We start from the raw sequence: 19373 nt of genomic DNA, 5'->3' as shown, positions 1-19373 counted from the left end.
GTCAGCCCGACTGTCACTCAGACGAGTGGCAGTCGGGCTGAAATCCGTACACCGCAAGCGCTTGGTGGTTCAATCGCGTCTACCGGGCTGACGGTCGACCTCGGCGACGGCCGCTGGTTCAACCTCCGCCCCTTCACGGGTGAACTCGTCGGCCTCCTCGCCCCGGCCGCGCCTCAGCCCTACGGCACCATGCACCCAGCCATCCAGGCGCCCGACGATCGGCCGGTCCGAGTGCGCGATCCGGCGCGCGATGAGCATCCTTAGCCGACCGGTGAACTCGTGCGGGCGCCGCGATCCCGCCGGGTTGCCAGCCGGCAGCAGCCTGATCCATGCCCTCACCGCGTGGTGCAGATCCGGCACCTCCCGCGCCAGCGAGGCGTCTTGTGCCGCTGCGACCGTCGCGTCGACGTAGGTACAAAAGCTGCTGGTGGCGTGCCGGTACGTGCGGCACGATCCCTCCCGGAAGCCCGCCGACGCCGCCAGCTCGACCCACATCCGCTTCCACGCCCGCCAGCGGACGCGGTCCCAGCCCGAGCCCGCGAGCATCCGGCCGCCCTGGCCGATGAACAACGCCACTGGGTCCAGGCCGCCGCCCGTCTCCAGCACGGTGAGCCGACGGCTCGTGGTCCATTTCAGGAAGTAGCGGATCAGGTAGCGTCGCTCTGTCCGGTGCACGCGCGCGCAGGTGGGCTGACCACTCCGGCCCGGCCCGCGCCACCTACCGGGCCGAATCCGCGTAGACCATGGCCGCCCAGGGCCGCCTGCCGCGCCCCGCTCGACATCGTCACCAGCAGCGGTGCACTGAGGTGTCAGACATCGGTCCGGCTGTCAGGTGCGGCCGTACCGGCGGCTTGACGGATCTGCCTGTCGAAAGCCCGGCCGACGCAGGCTCGGGGCAGGGACGGACGGAGTGTGCAGGTCAGGTGGCTTGCGGCCAGGAGCGCAGCTGGGCAGCGATCCTCTCGGTGGTACAGGCGGGATCCCGTAGCAGGTCACGCAAGGCAATGGCATCATCGCGGGTGGGTTTCACCGGGATGCCAGAGGCCTCCAGATACATGACGCCGGTCGCGGCGGCGACGGCCATGTTGGAGCGCTCCAGCCAGCGGCAGCGGCCGAGGATGTGCACCAGAGCGGCGGCACGGGCATAGGGGCCGTCGTACACGGGCTGCTCAAGCAGCTCAGCCCGGTGGCAGGCGACCGCGGCCACCGGCACCCCGTAATCGTCGGGGGCCGGGTCCCCGGCCCCCGCCAGCTCGGCGACCTGCAAGATCCAGGGGACGTCGATGTACAGATCCATTACGCGGCGTGCGCTCCCGGGGCGTGACGGTCGGCGTCTTCCGCTTCGTCGAAGACCCCCTGGTGCTCCGCGAGGAAGCGCTCCGCAGCGTCCAGTCCTCGCTGTCGTAGCCCACCGGTGTCCTCCTGCACGAGGACGGCAATGTAGTCGCCGAGACTCAGGCCGCGGTCAGCGGCACGAGCCTCGGCGAGTTGCTTGATCTCCGCGTCGACGCGCGCGCCCAGCTGTGTCTTCGCCATACGCCGATGGTAACACTTGTTACCACTTCGCGGGGCGCACCAATACGGCTCTGTGACAACCAGGCGGCGGGGGCGACTCGGATTGGCGCTGGCCGACCGGGCCGGGGCCCGCCTTGGCGGCCGCGGCCGGTATCACCGTGGGCAGGGACACACTGCTGCGGATGGTCCGGGCCCTGTCCGAGCCGGAAATCGGCGAGGTTGAGGTGCTTGGTGTCGACGACTTTGCCTTCCGCAAGGGCCGCCACTACGGCACGGTGCTGATCGACATGGCCACCCACCGGCCGCTGCATCTGTACGACGGCCGCGAAGGCGAGGACCTGGCCGCCTGACTCCAAGGCCATCCCGAGGTGAAGGTCATTACGGTTTGATGCTCCCTCTGGTCGGACGCCTGGGCCGAGTTCGTGCCCTTCCTCTCCTTCGACGTCGGGATACGCAAGGTCATCTGCAGTACAAATGCAATCGCGAGCGTCAACGCCCGCATTCGCAGGGCCGTCCGCGCCCGCGGACACTTCCCCAACGAGGCCGCCGCCTTGAAGTGCATCTACATGACGCTGATGAGCCTGGACCCGACTGGCAGGGGCCGCAAGAGGTGGACCCTGCGCTGGAAGGCACCGCTCAACGCGTTCCAGATCGCCTTCGAGAACCGCCTAGCCCCGAGCAACAACTGACCACTCAACAACCAAGATCAGCCGTTAAATTGACACATCATCAGGCACCGAGGTACGGGCCGATCGTGGCTGCTGTGGCGGCAGATCGAAGATAGTTTCTGGCCTGGTGGAAATCGAAGGGTGCGATGGCTGCCGTGTGATCGAGAGCTATGCCCTTGAAGTGGGGACTCAACTGCGGGGGCACGGACACGGGATCGCCGGGGTCAGCGATGTTCACCCAGCGCCCCGCACTCGGTGGGCGCCGGCCGAAGACGTTGGGTGGTTCACCCTGCGGGGTGGGGTGCAGCCGGTGGAACACTACCTGGGGAAGGGCGAGCGGTGAGCCGAGTGTGAGGAAAAGGTCCGGCCTCAGTTCCGGATGGGCGTGCAGGGCTTCGTATGCGACGACAGAACCGAGTGAGTGCGCAATCACGACGTTTGGCCGCTTTCGCGCGATACGCTCGGCGACCTCTTCGCGTGCCGCGCGTCGTGCCAGTGAGTTCGGTTCTCTGAGGTAAGCGGCCACCTCACGGAACAGCACACGGATGAAGGCGCTGAGCGGACCCTCGGCCAGATTGAATCGGGCGGCCACCCACCTCGTGATCTGACGCAACGGAACGGTCAGATGCCCCTGAGCTATCTCCATGGGCACTCCGAGCTGGGCGGACCACGCCGTCAGCATCTCCTGTTCCAGCGGATCGCCGATGCCATCCGGGGAACCGGCGCCCTGCTCCGCGACCCAGGGGAGCAACCGGTCGGCGTAGTAGGCGAAGTCGAGATCGATGCGTTCGGCGGTGATGCCCAGTCCCTCCGCCAGGTGGCCCGCCCACGCTGCGGCCCTGACCTCGCGCAGTTCTTCCTTCCGCTCGGGCATCACGTCTGCCCCGAAACTGTTCCCGACCCCGTGGACCGCGACGACGGTAAGGTCGCCCGCGGTCCCGCTGGGCATGGACGATCGGTCCTCCACAGCCCTGACCTGTTCGTGCTCTACACCGGCATCCCCTGGCGCTACCTCCCGCAGGAACTCGGCTACGGCTCCGGGATGACCTGCTGGAGGCGACTGCGGGAATGGAACGAGGCCGGGGTCTGGCAGCGCCTGCGCGAGATGCTGCTGGCTGAACTGCGGGCGGCCGGCGTACTGGATCTGTCCCGGGCGTCGGTCGACTCGAGCCATCTGCGGGCGATGAAAGGTGGTGCGGCCACCGGCCCGTCTCCGGTGGACCGAGGCAGGACCGGCAGCAAGCACCACGTGATCGTCGAGGCCCACGGCATTCCGCTGGCCGCCACGCTGACCGGCGGCAACCGCAACGACGTGACCCAGCTGATCCCACTGATCCAAGCCGTCCCGCCGATCCGAGGCAAACGCGGCCAACCACTGCATCGCCCCAAGCACCTCTACGCCGACGGCGGCTACGACCACGAGAGCTACCGCGATCAGGTCCGACGGTTCGAAATCACCCCGTACATCGCCCGACGCGGCACCGAACACGGCTCCGGACTCGGCGTCCACCGCTGGGTCGTGGAAGGCGCCATCGCACTACTGCACTGGTTCCGCCGCCTACGCATCCGCTGGGAGATCCGCGACGACATCCACCGGGCCTTCATCACCCTCGGTTGTGCCGTCATCTGCTGGCGACGACGAGGACCCTCTCTGATTCCAGGCCCAAGTAAGGTGGCATCCCATGTCGCGAACTCGCGCCGAGCCCAAGGAGGCGCAATTGCTCGCCAACCCGTCGGCGCTGGCGGCAGGAAGGCGTCATTCGGTCGGACGGCGCTGGGACGGAACCGTTCTCGCCGTGGGCAATACCGCAGCCGCAGAATGTCGTGTCGAGCATTGGGAAGACGTCGTCGTGGTGGCAGCCGGCAACGTCCATACCGCGACGAACACAGGCAGGTCTCATACGGTGGGACTCCGGTCGGACGGCACGGTGCTGGCAACGGGCTGGAATGGCGATGGGCAATGTGATGTCGCCGGATGGCGAGGCGTCACGGCCGTGGCCGCAGGCTGGCGCCGCACGCTCGGGCTACTCGCAAACGGCCGTGTGCTGGCGCTCGGCCGGAGTTCGGAAGGACAGTGCGACGTGCAGTCCTGGCGCGAGATGGTCGTCCTCTCGTGTGGTGACTGGCACTCGGTCGGCGTCCGGTCGGACGGTTCTGCACTGGCCGCGGGGAACAACCGACGAGGGCAGTGCGCCGTTGAAGGGTGGCGTGACCTAGCTGCCATTTCGGCCGGGTATCTCCATACCGTCGGCCTCAGAGCCGACGGGCGGGCAGTAGCGACCGGAGACCGCGCAACCGGGGCGTGCGAGGTCGATGAGTGGGAAGACGTAGTGGCGCTCGACGCGGGCAGCTACCACACCGTCGGGGTCACTGCGTCCGGACGGGTCCTCGCGGCGGGAGACAACAGGTACGGACAGTGCGAAGTCGGCGATTGGCACGACATTGTCGCTGTGGCGGCCGGTTCAACGCACACCCTTGGCCTGCGCACCAACGGCACAGTCGTGACGGCAGGCAACAATGCCGACAGACAGTGCGAAGTCGATGACTGGTCCGGAGTCCAGCTTCCATAAACCCCCGGGCCGCACACCCGCTAACTGACATACCGTCACCTCCTAGCCCAGAGACCTCATTCTGATTCCAGTCTTTAGCGTCCATGAAAGTGACCGCGGTGGGCTGCGCGCCGGTGGGGATGAGTAGGTGGTTGCTTGGCTGCCCGTCCTGCTCCTTAACCGTTGCGGGGCGCTGTGCGGGATAGGCGATCGGCCAGTGCATAGTGTTGGGGGTGACGTAAGAGGTCAGCGTGCAGGTGGCGCCGACACCGTGGGCGGTGTCGCCGTTGTCGCCCTCGGTGGTGACCAGGCCGTAGGCGGTGTCGTACGTGCGGGCTGTGGTCAGGACGCGCCAGGCGGTTCCGTCGTCGAGGAGCTTGGCTGCGGCCTCGGTGACTGTGCCCGAGCAGTCGGCCTGGGCGTCGGGCAGGGCGGGGCCGGCGGCTTCCTGGCTTGTTCAGGTCGGTGATGTGCTGGGTAGCGGTGGCGTCGGATTCCCAGGGCGTAGGTGGCCTTGGCGCCACCAACCTACCGCCGGGCACTCACGAGCCCCTGCGCAGGCAGCTCACCGGCATCGCCCCAGGAACGATGGCCAGCACGTCTCGCGGCCAGGTCGCGAGTTGCACGAACTGCGCAGCTGCCCATACATGTGCGAGGGGCTGCGCGCTTCAGCGCCTCCGCACACATGTCGGCTGAAGGATGCGGCACAGCGAGGTCGGCAGACCGGATACGTATCATCGTGAAGTCTTCCATCGCATGTTTGCGGTCATCGAGACAGTACGGAGATTCGATATGACGTCCGGAACCGGCCCTGCAAAGGATATGCACTGCTTCGATCTGGTCCATGAAGCCGAGGAGTACCGGGAAACGCTCGGACAGGGGCTCGGTACCGCCCAATGGCAGGAGGCCGTCTCGGTGGCCATCGACAACTTCACCCGAGCTCACCGCGACGTCCTGGAGAACGAACTCGCCGCTGCAGCTCGACGGCTCGCCGCCCTCGGCTCTGCCGTCGGCGTGTCCGGGGCGCCAGAATCCGCACTCACCGGCTCAGCTGCAGCCGACCTGCACGCTGATCAAGCGAGCAGGCCACAGACAGCGGTGGACCGACCCCTGCCGGTCGCGGTCGAGGGTGAGCGTGGCGCTGTCACCTCCTGGGACCTACTGCCGCCCGAGACCCGGCAGACAGTACTGGAGCTGACCAGAAGAGAACTGGAACGGGTGAGGTTCCCCTACGATGACGAGGAACTGGAGGCTGAGGTAGGAGACCGCTATGCGGAGCTCCATCCAGCTTTCCGCGCCCAGCCCCTCCTGCGCGTTGCCACCCTCCTTGCGACCGGAATCTCCAACGAAGGCGGTACGTTCTTCCCCGGAAAGGGCGGGGCCTCGCACCTGCAGGCGTGGCGGGAAAAGCTCGGTGATCCCGACACACAGGAAGTCCGCCATGATTCTTCGAACTCCTTGAGCGCCGCAGAACGGCCGGGATTCACGCAGTGGAGCGCAGAACAGCGCATGCACAGCGATCTGCTCGGCGCACTGGATTTCGTAGGCGAGTGGTCGAGCGTCTCGAGCGTTTTCGGTGCTCGCAGGTCCCCCGGCCTCAGGAAGATCGACTCTGTCGTGCGTGAGCTTTCACGGGATCGCACCGATGCATCTCTCCTCGTGGCTGTCCTGGAAGCGGTCGCGCAGTGGCGGGCGGAAAAAGATCCCGCCAGTACCCGATGGCCGGCGGTCAGGGGGTTGGCCGCCCAGACCCGGCAACTACTCGCCGCCTCCGGATCGGAGCAGGCACGGGAATTCCTGCTGGGTGAATTGGCGGGTTCCACCGTCGCCGGGGCGGCGCGGCGACCGGACACCACGGGGCTGGCCGCTGTCTACGGCGAGGACATCCTCGGCCTGCGCGCTCTCCCCCAGGCTCCCGACTTCATGCGTCTGACGGCCTCGTACCTCGACGTGCGGACCCTGCCTGCCGCCCAGGTACCTGCTCTGCTCCACTGGCTGGACCTGCGGAAACTGAAGAAGCCTACCCATGCTCAGATGCAGACGAAAACCCTCGCCTCGTCCACTCACCAGGTGATCACAGGCACGTATCTCCCCTCCCCGAACGCCGAGGGTTTCCCCAGGGAAATCCCCAAAATCCAGCACTACCTCTGGTTCGGGGGGCCCTTGTTCGACGACGGAGCAACCCGCGGGTCGTTCCAACGGAACGTGGCGAGAAACGCCGAAGTCAACAAAGGATTCCTCACGGTCCTGTGGACGGACGTGCCCCGGGACGACTTCCTGCACGCCGCCCGCTCACCGGCTCCACGCCATGGCTACACTGCGGAGGTGGACCAGATGCGGCAATGGGCTTCCACATCCGGCGTCGTTCTTGCCAACATCGACGAGCTCCTTACGGAGCAGCAGCTCGCCGCGGCACCGATTCCGGCGCGGTTGCTGGCAGAATACGCGAAAATGGAACGCCAGCGGCACGTGACACCCGCCTACGCTTCCGCGAGCGACGCGTGCAGAATACTCATCCTCCATTTCCTCGGAGGACTCTACAACGACGTCGACAACACCATCACGCAACCGCTCGACAGTTTCACCCGCCAGGTGGCGGAATCCCGGGACGGCTTCGCCCTGATCCGCGACGAGGACGGCTACACCGACATATCCGCCCAGGTCTCCTTCGCGGGGAGCCCGGCATCCATACGCTACATGGAAGCCATGGCCTCCCATGTAGTCGAGAAGCTGAGCGATTTGTACCTGAAGGTAACCGGAAGCACCGAAAACCTCACACAGAACCCGGTACTGCCCAAACTCGAGACGACCCTCAGGACCGGCAGGGTGCACGGCGAGTTCGCCCGTCTTCTGGGGTACGAAACCCAAAGCAGCGACGACGGCCACGAGATTTCCCCCCCGTCCCAACTCCTCGCGGCCGGACCGGACCTGATCGCGGCAGGCGAGGCCCACAGTTGGCACAACGCCCAGCCCCGGTCACACGATCAGGAAAGGTGGCTTCTCGAACTCACCCGGTCCGCGGTGCACCAGATGCAGCGCGACGTCTTGAACCGTGAGGGCGTCGTCAACCTCCCACTCATCGCGGAAATCATCAACCAGGCAGACCCAGCACAGCGCATCGACATCTGGACCGTCGCCCTCGAGGTCGGCACTCAGTCTCCGGAGGTACAGCGAGGACTCACGGGCTACTCGACCATTCATCCACTGACCCAGGAGAATTCCATCCCGACATGGATCCTCGACGCCATTCGGTCCCGTTTCCCGCACGCCACAGGCCACACGTCGGAATTCCCGGACTCCGCAAGCCTGTATGGGGATGAGCCCATCGCCATGACGGAGGCATCCTCCGCGCAAGGGGCTTCGGATGACACAGACGCGCTGGTCCGCATGGCGCGCGTCGACAGCAACAGGGCGGATGCCGCACCGGAGTTGCTCGTCCGGGAGGCACCTGCAGAGCTGGACAGCAGTGAGGTGTCTGATGCGGCACTACAAGGCGGTGCCAGCTTGGCGGAGGGGGACGACTCCCGGCCGGTAGCGTTCCTGGATGTCGCTCCGCGCCCACTGAGCCGCAACGACCCTCGCGCCGAGCACACCACACGGAGCGACCGGCGGGAGTTCCCGGCCACGGGAGTCCCAGGCGCACGGCCCGGCGTCGAGGCGTCCTCCGCTGCGATGGATCATTCAGGGGCATTGGACCTGGCAGGTCTGCAGTCGCTCATTCGTGATGTGGTCGGATACGTCGGGAGTGTGGCGGCGGAGGATTCCGAGCTGCCGGGGGCGCCGCTGGGCCTGTGCCTCAGTTCGGTGGAGAGGCTGCGTGAGGCGCTGTTCCCGGAGGGCGTGCGGTCTGGTTCGGTGCTCGATGACGGGCTGCTAGGTGTGCATCCAGCCCGTGACGGCCTGTCAACCGGTCAGGACTGGACCCGCGTGCCGTCGTGGCGGCAACTGCGCGACGCTGTCGGTGAGCAGGGGCCGGGCAGCGCGGCCTTCGTCCTGGCCCAGCGCACGGCGGAGCGCGGTCACGCGCTGGCGGCCTATGCCCTGCGTCCGGCACCTGGCCGGACGGATCAGCAGGTCGTCTTCGTGGAGATGCTCGCTCCCGACGGGGACCGGGTCTCGGCCGATTCGCCCTGGCTCCCAGTCGCCGATGCCCGGGCCGTGGTCGTCGATCCGCGGGGCCGGAGTGTCGCGCAGCCGTTCGGGGCGTTCCGGGAATCAGCATCGCTCGGGCATGCTCTGGTGGACGCGTCGATCGTCCGCAACGATTTCGGCGCCTTGGACTCGGATGATGGCGAGGGCCGGCGCCCTTGGCACCCCTTGCGTTGGCCCCATGAGGTCACGGTGACGATCGGTCAGGGCGCCACGGGTGTCTACTTCGTGAGGTCCGCTGCGGGAAGCCATGCGGTGGTGAAGCCGATGTGGGACACGTCGTCCCACTACGCCGACCGGTTCATCCGGAAGGTTGCCGGCGTCGCCACTCCCAGGGCGGAGGTGGTGCGGTGGGACACGCCTGCGGGACGGCGGGTGGAGGAGCTACTTCCCGTTGCCAGGAATTCGATGGTGAATTTCATGGCACGGTGGGGTGAGACCTCGGAGGGCGGCCCAGAGTACTTCGCGGTGATGCAGCACGCCCGGGGCGAGGAGCTGACCGGTCTGGACGGCGAGGGGCTGCGCGCGTTCCTCACGGACCATACCGCTCTCGAATCGGTGGGGAGAGTCCTCGCGGCAGATATCTTCCTCGGCAACAACGATCGCATGTCGGACTTCCACATCAACTACAGCAACCTGCTCTACGACCCCGAAGGCGCCGAACTGACCGCCATCGACAACTCCACGTATTTCGGAGGTCTGCCGAAAGAACCGGAGATGGTGGCCGTCAACTTCTTCGGTGTCGAGGAACGGTACGATGCGATCCCTTCGGTGGCGAAGAAGTTCGTCGACGGCCTGCACGAGCGTGCCGTGAACGCGGCGGCTTCGGTCGACATCGGTGCAGATGTCCTTGATCTGGCGCGCAGTTCCGTTTCGCGAGGCGCTTTCAGTCTGTTCTCCCGCATCGGGAGTGACGTGCTGGAGCACGAACAGGATCTTCGCTTCTCCTATGTGGCGGACGTGCCGTACGACGATGCGTGGCAGCCGGACGAGTGGATGGTGCGCGGTTGGGCGCAGGCCCTTCGTGAGCGATGGGGGAAGGGACCTGTCGATCCTGCCTCCGGCATGGGCACGAAGTCGGAGGAATCCACCTTCGATGCGATGAAGCGCCTCGAGAGCTATTTCAAGGAGCACTGGACGGCTGACGACGACGCCCTGGTCGCCCGGTTCGCACCCAGTGTCCGGCCGGCCGTGCGGGTCTGGCACCGGCCTGTCGAGGAGGAGATCAGCGGCATGGCGGCCATATTGCGGAACCCGGGCTCCCGGTCCCTGGTGTTCGGCGCGCACTCCGATGAGGAGCCCCTGTGGGTGGTCAAGGTCGGCGGCACCCTGCGGTGGTTCTCGACGGCGGGCGTTTCCGTGGCGGCCCCGGATACGTGGATTGGTCGGCCCGTCTCCATCGACATCGACGAGCACGGTCAGCTGACCGGCCCGGCCAGGCTAAAGCTGCAGGAGACCGGGGCGGCCTTGTCCGATGTGAAGATCGGCTTCTGCGACGTAAACCTCGGCTCCGACCTGTCCCACCTCTATGCCTGACGTCCGCGTCCGGGTCACCCGCGGGGCCCGACGTAGGACTCGACGGTGTCCTCGCGCGGGCACTGAAGGTAGTAGCGGCTGACGGGGGGTGCGCAGCATGTGCCCGGCGTATCCGTCGTCGTGCAGGGCGTAGACGATCTCCCGGGTGGAGGGCGGGGCGTCAGCGAGGACGGCGAGCCAGGCCGAGTCGTGCCGCTTGCCGTGCGGTTCGAGGTGCTCGACGGGGATGGCCGCGCGAGAGATCCCGTGGAACCCGTCGCAGCCGGCGATGACGTCGCAGTCCACGGTGAGGCGCTCGCGGGTCCGGGCGGACTCGACGGTGATCGTGCCGCGCTCCCCCAGCGGGCCGGTTGTGACGGACACGGCCGGGTGGGAGAAGTACAGGGCGCCGCCGGTGGCCGCGCGAGCCGCGACGAGGTCGGCGACCAAAGGCTGCTGCGGGTAGACGGTGTGCTGGCGGCCGCCCGCCAGCACACCGGAGGGGACCGAGAAGCGCTCGCCGCGGTTGCGGAACTCGCAGCTGCCGTGGGCCACGGCGCCCACGAGCAGCCGGTCGGCCAGGCCGTAGCGGTCCAGGGCCGCGACGGTCCTCGGTTCGATCAGGGCGGCACGAGCGCGGGCTTCGACGTAGGAGAGCGGGTGTTTCTCGACGACGACGCAGTCCACTCCCTCCGCCTGGAGAATGGCTGCCAGCGTCAGACCGGCGGGTCCGGCGCCGATGATGGCCACCTGGGTACGGATCGGCATGGCTTCCTCGCTTCTTGAGGCCGGCTGGGGTCGTGCGGGGCGCCGAGGCCGGCGGGTCCGCGGCGTCACGCGCTCGCGGGCACCTGGTCCTGCGTTCGCACCGGCACGTAGGCGGGGTTGAACTTTTCAGCCATGTACATGACGGGCCGGCCGCGCTCGACCATCACGTACGTCTTGCTCGCGCAGGTCTTCGTGCTTCCGGGAGTGTCCGGCCAGCTGCCCAGGCCCATCGACAGCAGTTGGCGCGCCTGGCTCACGCCGAGTCTGCCCATGCCTCGCCCGAGCGGGGCCTGGCGGTCTTCCATCAGCGCGTACAGGGCCGAGCCGTCGACGGGGGCCCGTACGAGGTTGTCGGAGATCGGCTCGCCCTGCCGCATGTGGACCTGCGAGCGGCGAACCAGGAGCGGGCACCGGTCGGTCAGGTCATGGAAGACCATCGACGCCTCGGAGAACTCCCCGGCGGGCCGCTGTTCCTGGCTGGACACGTGGACGACCAGTTCCTCACCAACCAGGGCTTCGAGCAGCAGTGTCGTCGAGCCGTCGGAGGTGAGGAGCACGCAGGTCTCCGGAGGCAGACAATGCCGGGAACGATGAGAACTCATGACCCTTTCGCCCGATCGGCCGTCCACTGGAGATGTGCCTTACTCGCCAAACGGCAGGGAAGCGGTGGTGCGTTCACCCCCCGCCGGTTCTCCGGGGTGTGAAGTGGGTCACGAGTCATTGTGCTGCTCGGCCGGCGCACCCTCGTGGTGCCCGCGCCCGGAATGTGCACGAGTCGTCTGCCTCAGGTACCCAGGTCGTCCGCCCTGTTCTCGCACATCGACGGACCTTCGGACACGTCGGGTCGTTCCGGTACGACCGGCGTTCCGGAATGCGGATCATGCGGGCATCGCGTCACGCTCACCGATCCAGCGCGCGAGCCGATACGGGACGTCGGGCACACCTTGTGCGCGACGCCGGCGAGCTGCCCGACATAATGCACACGTGTGCGTGATTCTCCCCGGACCGTGTGGCCACCAGGTGCGGGCAGCAACACCAACTGGATCATCGTCAAGGACGGTGACGACGCGACCTTGGTGGACAGCGGCTACCCGGATGACCCTGACCTACTGCTGGCCTCGCTGGCCGTGATGGGGCTCAAGCCGGAGTCCGTGCGCGCAGTCCTGCTGACGCACGCCCACAACGACCACATCGGGGCGGCCGAGCGTCTGCGGGCGGCGCACGGTATCAGCGTCCTCATGCACGAGCTGGAAGTCCCGCACGCCCGACGGGAGTTCCTCGACCAGGTCTCCGTCGGTCAGGCGCTCGGCCAGGCGTGGCGTCCCGGCGTGCTGCCCTGGGCGGTCCACGCTCTTCGGGCCGGCGGCACAGCCACGTGCCGGTCGCGGAACCCGCGGCCTTTCCGGCGGCGGGCCCACTGGACCTACCGGGTGCGCCAGAGCCGGTGCACACGCCGGGGCACACCCGAGGGCACTGCGCCTACCTCCTGTCCGCGAGCGGGATCCTGATCAGCGGTGACGCCCTGGTCACGGCCCATCCGACGTCGCGGATCGAGGGGCCGCAACTGCTGCCGGCGATGTTCCACACCGATCGCGCCGCGGCCCTGCGCTCGCTGGACGCGCTGGAGGGCGTCGACGCGGACCTGATCCTGCCCGGCCACGGGCCGGTGCACCGGGGAAGCGTCAAGCCGGCCGTCGAACGGGCTCGGGAACACGCAGCACGCTGAGTCCGGGCGAACGGCCCGGCACGCCGACAGGCTTCCGAGCCTGACCTGCATCGCCGGATCGTTCGCGGACGGGTCATCGGCCGGGCATGACCTGAACGGTGTCGCCCACGGGGCGCTCGCCGGTCGCGTCCGAGGTGTGATTGACCAGCGTGCCGTTGACGGTCATGGCTGTGGAGCCGCCGCCATCCAGGTTGAGCACCTGCACTGCACCGAGCGAGCGGATGAAGGACGCGGCCTCGTTGAGCGTGAAGCCCTCGCTGCCGCCGGACTGCCGACCGTCGACCGCGGCGAGGATCAGCCGGCCCCTGGCGTCGACGCCGGCCATGGTGCGTGGCTGGCGGATCAGGGCCCACGCGTAGCCGAACGTCAGGTCCTTCACGTCGACGGTACCCTCGCGGACGGCGTCGACGGCGACACGGCCCGTCCTGCACCAGGGTGGGGGCGGCACTGACGATGCTGTCGTGGGAGCCGAGGCGGATCCGGCCGCCCTGGGCGTCGCGGATGTCATGGTCGAGCGCGATCCTGCGGCCGGTGACGGCGTGTGCGGCCAGCCAGTCGCCGGCGGTGCCGATGCCCTGGAGTACGCGGTCGCCCGCGAGAACGCTGCCGCCGCGCGCGCCGGCAACCCGGCCAGAGCCGTTGAGCACGACCTGGGTGCCGGGGCCGGTGGGCAGCGGTGCGCCGAACGCACCGGTGAAGAGCACCGCGTCGTCGGCGAGCTGGCAGGTGACGTCCTGCCAGGGCAGGTCGCTGGGCTGGGCGCTGGGCCGGCCGCAGTCGCGGACGGTTCCGGACACGCGGTTGATGCCCTGCACGGCCAGCGTCGCGCTGTCGGCGTGGGCGGTGACCTTCGTGGTCAGCCGGGCGACGCGGAAGCTTCGCCCCCATGCTGGTTGACCACCGCGGCGCGCGCGCCGGCGGCCATCGACTCCAGTTGGCCGTCGTAGGCGCCGACGCCGGACTGCGTGCCTTGGATGCCGTCGGCGTCGGAGGTGACGAAGAATCCAGCGTTCACGCCGACGAGCGAGCCGAGTTCAGTCGCGACAGACGAGGTGATCCGGCGCTGGGTGGCTGCGCCGCCGTGGGTGCCCTGGACGGTGCCGGTGAACATGCGCGGGTCGCTCACGGCCACGTGCACGTTCTCCAGGTCGGCGGGCGTCTGCGCGTCGTAGCCGGTCCACTCGACGGCTGCGTGGAAGCCGGCCGCGGTGACGTCCTTCGCGGCGGCCGTGGCCTCGGTCTGCGTCGCGTAGGAACCGACGCGCACTCGCTGGCCCATGACCGGAGGCTGCGGGGCCGCGACGCCCTTGTCGGCGGCGGTGACGGTGGCGGTGGCATCGACGACGGTCAGGCCGGTGGTGGCCGCGCCCAGCGCCAGCGCGGTGGCAACCAGAGGGCGCAGCCGCCGTTACCGCGCCGCAGTGCCGCGGGGCGCGTCGCTGCCCTCGGGGGTGGCCGCGGTGCGGGAAGAGCGTTCGATCCGGCGCATGCAGGGGCCTCCTGGTGTGGCGGGACAGGTATGTGTGTTTCTGCATGTCGGATCCGTGGCGGTGAACCAACAGGGTGCTGAAGTGGAAACTTTGAGGAAACCCGACATGAACCGCCTTCAATTCGGTGCTCGTTGTACATGCCGATGATGCGGGAGGGTCGGATGAGAGGCAGGGGACAGGGAGTTGGGGTGGCCGGGGGCTGTGGGATGGCCGCCACCTGCCCTGAACCATTCCGGCTTTCGGCGTGGCCGGGCCGCCCCACATGCGTCTCCATCGCCCTGGCGCAGGTGTCGGTAAACCGTGAACCCTGCTGCCCGCCGTTCCGTTTCATAGGTACGCCAGGAGAAGGGAGCGAGCTTTTGCCCGGCAAGCAGGAACGCAAGCCCCACCGGGAAGCCGATCAGGAAGAGGCGACGGCGGCTGACACGAAGCAGCCGGAGGTTTCCACGGCTTCGGGCGAGGAAGCGTCCTCGCAGGCCGCCGACGTGATCGACAGCATCGACGAGGTCCTCGACGAGTTCGACGACCTGACGCTGTCGGAACTCGGCTTCCAGAAGGGGGACCGGGTGGACTCCCCCGAGGTGGACGAGGCCGTCAGGGACAAGGTCATGGGGTTCGTCCAGAAGGGCGGCCAGTAGCGTTGGCCGAGGCGTCACCCAAATCCGCCCTCGTGGTCAATGGCGAGGGCCTGGGCGAACACGTCGACCTGGCGGGCGAGTTGCTCGGCTCCGGTGTCGAGGTCGTGTTCCGCAGCATCGAGGACCTGGCCGTCCACATCGGGCCCGAGGGTGTTTGCATCCGCGAGACGGTGGATGGCCGGGATCTGGCCGATTTCGGCCTCGTGCAGGTCCTCGCCTACCCCAGGCCGACCGCGACCGTGCTGAACGCGATCTCGGACTATCTGGCCGTTAAGGGGGTCCGGGCCGTCAATGTGGCGGGCATCGGCGCGCCCACGAAACTCTTCACCTACGTCCGGTTGGCGAACCGGGGGCTGTCCGTGCCCTCCACGGTGTATCTGCCGTCCCGATCGCTCCCGGGTGCCTTCCACGACCTGGCCGCGCGGCTCGACCTGCCGTTCGTGCTGAAGTCGGTCACGGGCGGCAGAGCCGGCAGGACGAGGCTGGTCGGCGACGAAGCGGCGTTCGAGGGTGAACTGCGAGACGGCGACCTGGGCCGCGGGTTCCTCGCCCAGGAACTCGTGCCGCCTGACGGTTCGTACTTCGCCCTGGTGCTGGGTGGGCACGTGGAGTTCGCCCTGCGCCACACCGGCATCGGGAGCGACGATCTACTGGCCAGGACCAGATGGGAGGACGCCGAACGCGTCGACCCGCACGCGCTGGAGCCGTCAGCCGGGCGGACCGCGGTGCACGTGGCCGCGTCCCTCGGCTACGACATCGCCGGCGTGCGCCTGGTCCGGCACTGGACGACCGGACAGTGGTGCGTGCTGGACGTGAGCCCGAACCCGCCGATCGGCAGCGGCGGTTGGACCGCCGACAAGGTCAGCGCGTACCTGGCGTACATGAAGAGGCGGCTGGTCCATCCTCAGCAGGCGGACGCCGGTGGCCTGACGGACACCGATGCCACCGGGCTGCGGCTGGCCTGACGCCGGCCGCGCCCGGTCTGCGGCCCCCGCTCCGGCCAGCCGCGCGCCGCCTGGTCGGTTGCCGCGGGCCGCCTCGAGGGACAGCACGTGCTCGACGGCCTTGACCAGGACCTGCTGGACCGACTCACGGCGGCGGGCGTCGCACAGCAGGATGGGCACACCCGGCCTGAGGCTGAGCGCGGCGCTCACCGCCTCGACGGGGTAGCGGCGGGCGCCGTCGAAGCAGTTGACGGCGACGACGAAGGGCACCGCGCGCCGTTCGAAGTAGTCGACCGCCGGGAAGCAGGCGGCCAGCCAGCGGGTGTCGGCCAGCACGATCGCGCACAGCGCGCCGGCGGCCAGCTCGTCCCACATGAACCAGTAGCGGTCCTGGCCGGGCGTGCCGAACAGGAACAGCGCCAGCTTCTGGTGGATGGTGATCCGGCCGAAGTCCAGGGCCACTGTGGTGGTCGTCTTGCGCTCCACGCCAGCGAGGTCGTCGACGCCCTCACTGGAACGGGTGAGGGTCTCCTCGGTGTGGAAGGGGGTGATCTCGCTGACCGCGGAGACCAGGGTGGTCTTGCCCGACCCGAATCCGCCGGCCACGAGGATCTTCACCGCCTCCGCCAGATCCACGTCCTCCGCGGCCGGCCCACCGGTTTCCAGCCCGCCTGACATCATGCCTGTGCCCTCTCCCAGGTTCAATCTTCACCTCGCCGCAGCGCTCCGCACAGCTGCCGCTCCTGCCCGGGGACCGTCCCCGGGTGCCCTCACAACGCCCGCAGGCCGGCCAGGACCGTTGATGACGGGTACGGTGGGCCGATCGCTGCCCGCATCGGGTTCGCGCATGCGTACCGCCTGCGCGTCCAGTAGGTCCGCTAGCAGTACCCGCACCACCCCGACGGGGATTCGCAGTCCCGCGGCCACCTCGGTCACCGACCGCGGGATCCGGCACAAGTCGAGGATCTCCCAGTGCTCGGGCTGAAACGGCATCCACGGCAGCGTGCCCTCGGCCACGGTGACGACGAACGCAACCAGGTCCAGGACGTGCAGGCCCGCGCTGGTCCGGCCGCGTACCACCGCGTACGGCCGCACCACCGGGCCCGCCGCGTCGTCCACCCACTCTGGATCGCTCACATCGCTGTCCAGCGGGTGGAATCCGCGCCGTTGCGGGAGTCGACGGACATGCTCTGGCCGAGCGGCTTCACCAGCATCGCCATCTCGTAGGCGACGACGCCGATGTCTGCGCCCTGCGGGGTGAGTGCTGCAGGGCAGGCGTTGTCGCCCGCGGCGCACACGAACAGGAAGCCGGCCTCCATCTCGACCATGGTCTGGCGCACGGCGCCCCCGCCGAAATGCCGGCCGGCGCCCTCGGCCAGGCTGTTGAAGCCGGACGCCACGGCCGACAGCCGCTCGGCCTGGTCGCGGGCCATTCCGGCCGAGGTGCCCAGCAGCAGGCCGTCGGTCGACAGCAGGATCGCGTGGCCGATCTCCGGCACGGTCCGCACCATGTCGCTGAGCAGCCAGTCCAGGTTCATGGCCGATTCGGGAACGGGAAGGTGTGTCATCTGCTCTTGTGCCTTCCTGGAGCCGGATAGGGAGAGGCGGCATGGTGCGAGGGGGCGGGAGGCGGGTCGGCCGCCGCCGCGCCGGGGAAGTTCCAGGCCCGCACTGCGGGCCGGTCCCGCCAGGGCTCGTTGCCCGAACGGACCCCACCGGCCCGGGCCCGGGCGGCGCCCGCCTGGAGGGCGGACATCATCGAGCGGACGTGCTCGGGGCGGCGGCGCCGGGCGCGGGCGCACCGGGACGGGCGGCGGCGGGCCCGGCTGGGGCGCGCGGCCGCGGGCCCCGCGGCCAGCCGGGGCCGGAGCAAAAGCGCCGCTGTCCGCGGGTTCGGCCGGCGCCTGCCAGGGGAAGCCCCGGGGCGCCCCTGAGGGTTGCCCCCAGTCCATCATTCGCCCCGCCGCCGTCTCCTCGGCCTCGTCGAACAGCTCCTGGGCGAGGCTGGCCTGCGGCACGCGGCGCGGCAACCCGTCGATCATGTCGGGCTCGCCCTGGCCGGGCGGCGGCGCGGCGAACTCGTGCCCGCCCGGCGGCTGCCAGCCATCGGCCGCGCCCATCGCGGCCGGCTGCACAGGCATGGCGCCGTAGGCGCCACCCGATGTCACGGGCTGCGGCTGGGCGAATCCCCTCGGGTCGGCCAGCTGCTCTGCGGACGCCTGCCGTTGCGGCTGCCGCTGGGCAGCGGGCCGGGCGGGCGGCTGAGCCGCGGGGGGGCGTCAGGGGCTCGGGGCGGGCGTCGTGGCCAGGCTGGTCGCCGACGAGCCGCTGGCCCTCGACGGTGAGGGGCGTCCAGCCGCCCTGCCGGCCGGGTACGGAAGCGCGGGCCGGTCCGCTAGCCGGTACCTCGGCGCCTTCCGGTGCCCACTCCAGCAGCGTCTGCGGGATCAGCACCACCGCGTTGACACCTCCGTACGGGGACTGGCGCAGCGTGACGCCGATGCCGTGCCGGTCCGCTAGGACTGCCGAACGCGAGGCGGCTGGCCGGTGCCTGGCGCGGCCCGCCCGTCTCCTTCCCGGACGTCCGCCCGACGGGCGTCGTCCCGTGAGCGGCGCGTCGAGGTCGTCCCGGTCCGCCGATGCCCCGCGGACCGGGACGGTTGGGCACGTCAGGACAAGCCGCCCAGCCCTGCCTTCAGTGAGTCCAGCAAGGGGCGCAACTGGGCCCGATGGATGGCCGTCAAGGAGGTGTGAGCGTCCCGGACGGCGGCGACGACCATCTCGGCAAGGCCTTCGGTGTTGTTCGGGTCGGCGATCACCGGCGAGATCTGAAGGGTCTCGATCTGTCCTTTGCCGTCCACCGTCACCTTCACCGCGCCACCGCCTGCTACTCCCTGAGCGCCGGTAGCAAAAAGTTCCTGCTTCGCCCGGGCGGCGTTCTGCTGCAACTGATCGGCGCGCTGCAGCAGACGGTCTAGGTCGAAACTGTCGTCGTGGGCCACCTGCATGTTTCCGATCTCTTCGAACTACTGGACTGTTTGCTGCCGGGCACGAGCGGCGGGGGAAGCCGGAGCAGCCAGGTCACCCGGACCGGGCTGACTCTCCCTCAAGCCCTGGCACCGTGACCCCAAAGGGGCCACCGCCACTTCCTGCGGCGGGCGTCGGCGCGGAACCGGGACTGTAGGTACTGCGGCTCCCCGAGCTTATGCCGGATGCGCGCATCAAGAACACCACATGGCGGCGTAACGCCCCGGCAGCAGCGAGTGCGGCCACCCCTTGCGGTGAGCCGGATGGCATCCGACCGTCCCGCGGCACCGTCGCCAGCCCATACCTGTAGATACGTGTCGACTGCACCAGCCACCGACTGGTCGGGCGGATCTCCGATGCAGACTTGATCACCTCACCGATGCC

The 19373-nt window shown here is 68.9% G+C and carries 15 protein-coding genes and 5 pseudogenes; 8 read left to right on the top strand and 12 right to left on the bottom strand.

Translation table 11 applies throughout. The features are described 5' to 3' along the window. Positions 1–69: 69 nt before the first annotated feature. From A6P39_RS43765 to A6P39_RS43755, 3 genes are all read right to left on the bottom strand, one after another. Positions 70–675, bottom strand: a complete 606-nt coding sequence (locus A6P39_RS43765; RefSeq protein ID WP_275884115.1) for a hypothetical protein — start codon at positions 673–675, stop codon at positions 70–72. A gap of 244 nt (positions 676–919) precedes the next feature. Beyond that, positions 920–1297: a fic family toxin-antitoxin system, toxin component gene (locus A6P39_RS43760; RefSeq protein ID WP_275884114.1), complete on the bottom strand. Its 378-nt coding sequence runs from the start codon at positions 1295–1297 to the stop codon at positions 920–922. Further along, positions 1297–1536: a hypothetical protein gene (locus A6P39_RS43755; protein ID WP_275884113.1), complete on the bottom strand. Its 240-nt coding sequence runs from the start codon at positions 1534–1536 to the stop codon at positions 1297–1299. Before A6P39_RS43755 ends, A6P39_RS43760 begins: the two co-directional genes overlap by 1 nt. Positions 1537–1697: 161 nt before the next feature. Between A6P39_RS43755 and A6P39_RS43750 the strand changes: the two genes are divergently transcribed. Then, positions 1698–1865, top strand: a complete 168-nt coding sequence (locus tag A6P39_RS43750) for a hypothetical protein (RefSeq protein ID WP_275884112.1) — start codon at positions 1698–1700, stop codon at positions 1863–1865. Positions 1866–1910: 45 nt separating this feature from the next. Further along, positions 1911–2204: pseudogene (locus tag A6P39_RS43745) on the top strand (transposase); the annotation flags it as partial. Between the two features lie 40 nt (positions 2205–2244). On the opposite strand, the gene A6P39_RS43740 reads toward A6P39_RS43745, so the two are convergent. Next, entirely contained in the window at positions 2245–2829 is a 585-nt protein-coding gene (locus A6P39_RS43740; RefSeq protein WP_275884111.1) for a serine peptidase, read from the bottom strand. Between the two features lie 258 nt (positions 2830–3087). Between A6P39_RS43740 and A6P39_RS43735 the strand changes: the two are divergent. The 3 genes and pseudogenes from A6P39_RS43735 to A6P39_RS43725 form a co-directional block, all read left to right on the top strand. Beyond that, positions 3088–3822: pseudogene (locus A6P39_RS43735) on the top strand (IS5 family transposase); the annotation flags it as partial. Positions 3823–3865: 43 nt separating this feature from the next. Next, positions 3866–4753 (top strand): RCC1 domain-containing protein, encoded by an 888-nt coding sequence (locus A6P39_RS43730; RefSeq protein ID WP_275884110.1) that lies wholly within the window; start codon positions 3866–3868, stop codon positions 4751–4753. A 771-nt stretch (positions 4754–5524) separates the two neighbouring features. Next, on the top strand, positions 5525–10417 hold the full coding sequence (locus tag A6P39_RS43725; RefSeq protein ID WP_275884109.1) for a glycosyltransferase: 4893 nt from the start codon (positions 5525–5527) through the stop codon (positions 10415–10417). Here A6P39_RS43725 and A6P39_RS43720 read toward each other — a convergent pair. Together A6P39_RS43720 and A6P39_RS43715 are read right to left on the bottom strand one after the other, a co-directional pair. After that, on the bottom strand, positions 10322–11164 hold the full coding sequence (locus A6P39_RS43720) for an FAD-dependent monooxygenase (RefSeq protein ID WP_275884108.1): 843 nt from the start codon (positions 11162–11164) through the stop codon (positions 10322–10324). The two genes, A6P39_RS43725 and A6P39_RS43720, sit on opposite strands and share 96 nt — an antisense overlap. A gap of 65 nt (positions 11165–11229) precedes the next feature. Continuing rightward, entirely contained in the window at positions 11230–11721 is a 492-nt protein-coding gene (locus A6P39_RS43715; protein ID WP_275884107.1) for a chorismate pyruvate-lyase family protein, read from the bottom strand. Positions 11722–12150: 429 nt separating this feature from the next. Here A6P39_RS43715 and A6P39_RS43710 point away from each other — a divergent pair. Beyond that, positions 12151–12890, top strand: a pseudogene (locus tag A6P39_RS43710) (MBL fold metallo-hydrolase). A 73-nt stretch (positions 12891–12963) separates the two neighbouring features. On the opposite strand, the gene A6P39_RS43705 reads toward A6P39_RS43710, so the two are convergent. Together A6P39_RS43705 and A6P39_RS43700 are read right to left on the bottom strand one after the other, a co-directional pair. Continuing rightward, entirely contained in the window at positions 12964–13269 is a 306-nt protein-coding gene (locus A6P39_RS43705; RefSeq protein ID WP_275884106.1) for a phosphodiester glycosidase family protein, read from the bottom strand. Between the two features lie 477 nt (positions 13270–13746). Beyond that, a complete protein-coding gene (locus A6P39_RS43700) occupies positions 13747–14169 on the bottom strand; it encodes a hypothetical protein (protein ID WP_275884105.1) in 423 nt (140 codons plus the stop codon). 570 nt (positions 14170–14739) lie between these two features. On the opposite strand from A6P39_RS43700, the gene A6P39_RS43695 reads away from it, so the two are divergent. Both A6P39_RS43695 and A6P39_RS43690 read left to right on the top strand, forming a co-directional pair. Then, complete coding sequence (locus tag A6P39_RS43695; protein WP_275884104.1) at positions 14740–15018, top strand: ubiquitin-like protein Pup; 279 nt, start codon at positions 14740–14742, stop codon at positions 15016–15018. 2 nt (positions 15019–15020) lie between these two features. Further along, a complete protein-coding gene (locus A6P39_RS43690; RefSeq protein WP_275884103.1) occupies positions 15021–15983 on the top strand; it encodes an ATP-grasp domain-containing protein in 963 nt (320 codons plus the stop codon). Between the two features lie 78 nt (positions 15984–16061). On the opposite strand, the pseudogene A6P39_RS43685 reads toward A6P39_RS43690, so the two are convergent. The 4 genes and pseudogenes from A6P39_RS43685 to A6P39_RS43670 all read right to left on the bottom strand — a co-directional run. After that, a pseudogene (locus tag A6P39_RS43685) lies at positions 16062–16643 on the bottom strand (GTP-binding protein); the annotation flags it as partial. 89 nt (positions 16644–16732) lie between these two features. Next, a pseudogene (locus tag A6P39_RS43680) lies at positions 16733–17111 on the bottom strand (DUF742 domain-containing protein). Further along, positions 17096–17530 (bottom strand): roadblock/LC7 domain-containing protein, encoded by a 435-nt coding sequence (locus A6P39_RS43675; protein WP_275884102.1) that lies wholly within the window; start codon positions 17528–17530, stop codon positions 17096–17098. Before A6P39_RS43675 ends, A6P39_RS43680 begins: the two are co-directional and overlap by 16 nt. A gap of 1101 nt (positions 17531–18631) precedes the next feature. After that, positions 18632–18970 (bottom strand): YbaB/EbfC family nucleoid-associated protein, encoded by a 339-nt coding sequence (locus A6P39_RS43670; RefSeq protein WP_275884101.1) that lies wholly within the window; start codon positions 18968–18970, stop codon positions 18632–18634. Positions 18971–19373 lie beyond the last annotated feature (403 nt).

The organism is Streptomyces sp. FXJ1.172, assembly GCF_001636945.3.
Lineage (GTDB): Bacteria > Actinomycetota > Actinomycetes > Streptomycetales > Streptomycetaceae > Streptomyces.
The sequence above is the reverse complement of the archived record's forward strand: the minus strand, read 5'-3'. Positions and strand labels throughout refer to the sequence as shown.

Bases quoted from the DNA above. Each gene is read 5' to 3' on its own strand.
- A6P39_RS43740 (WP_275884111.1), bottom strand. From the start codon at position 2,829: ATGGAGATAGCTCAGGGGCATCTGACCGTTCCGTTGCGTCAGATCACG.
- A6P39_RS43725 (WP_275884109.1), top strand. From the start codon at position 5,525: ATGACGTCCGGAACCGGCCCTGCAAAGGATATGCACTGCTTCGATCTG.
- A6P39_RS43760 (WP_275884114.1), bottom strand. From the start codon at position 1,297: ATGGATCTGTACATCGACGTCCCCTGGATCTTGCAGGTCGCCGAGCTG.
- A6P39_RS43730 (WP_275884110.1), top strand. From the start codon at position 3,866: ATGTCGCGAACTCGCGCCGAGCCCAAGGAGGCGCAATTGCTCGCCAAC.
- A6P39_RS43720 (WP_275884108.1), bottom strand. From the start codon at position 11,164: ATGCCGATCCGTACCCAGGTGGCCATCATCGGCGCCGGACCCGCCGGT.
- A6P39_RS43750 (WP_275884112.1), top strand. From the start codon at position 1,698: ATGGTCCGGGCCCTGTCCGAGCCGGAAATCGGCGAGGTTGAGGTGCTT.
- A6P39_RS43700 (WP_275884105.1), bottom strand. From the start codon at position 14,169: ATGGGCCAGCGAGTGCGCGTCGGTTCCTACGCGACGCAGACCGAGGCC.
- A6P39_RS43670 (WP_275884101.1), bottom strand. From the start codon at position 18,970: ATGCAGGTGGCCCACGACGACAGTTTCGACCTAGACCGTCTGCTGCAG.
- A6P39_RS43755 (WP_275884113.1), bottom strand. From the start codon at position 1,536: ATGGCGAAGACACAGCTGGGCGCGCGCGTCGACGCGGAGATCAAGCAA.
- A6P39_RS43675 (WP_275884102.1), bottom strand. From the start codon at position 17,530: ATGACACACCTTCCCGTTCCCGAATCGGCCATGAACCTGGACTGGCTG.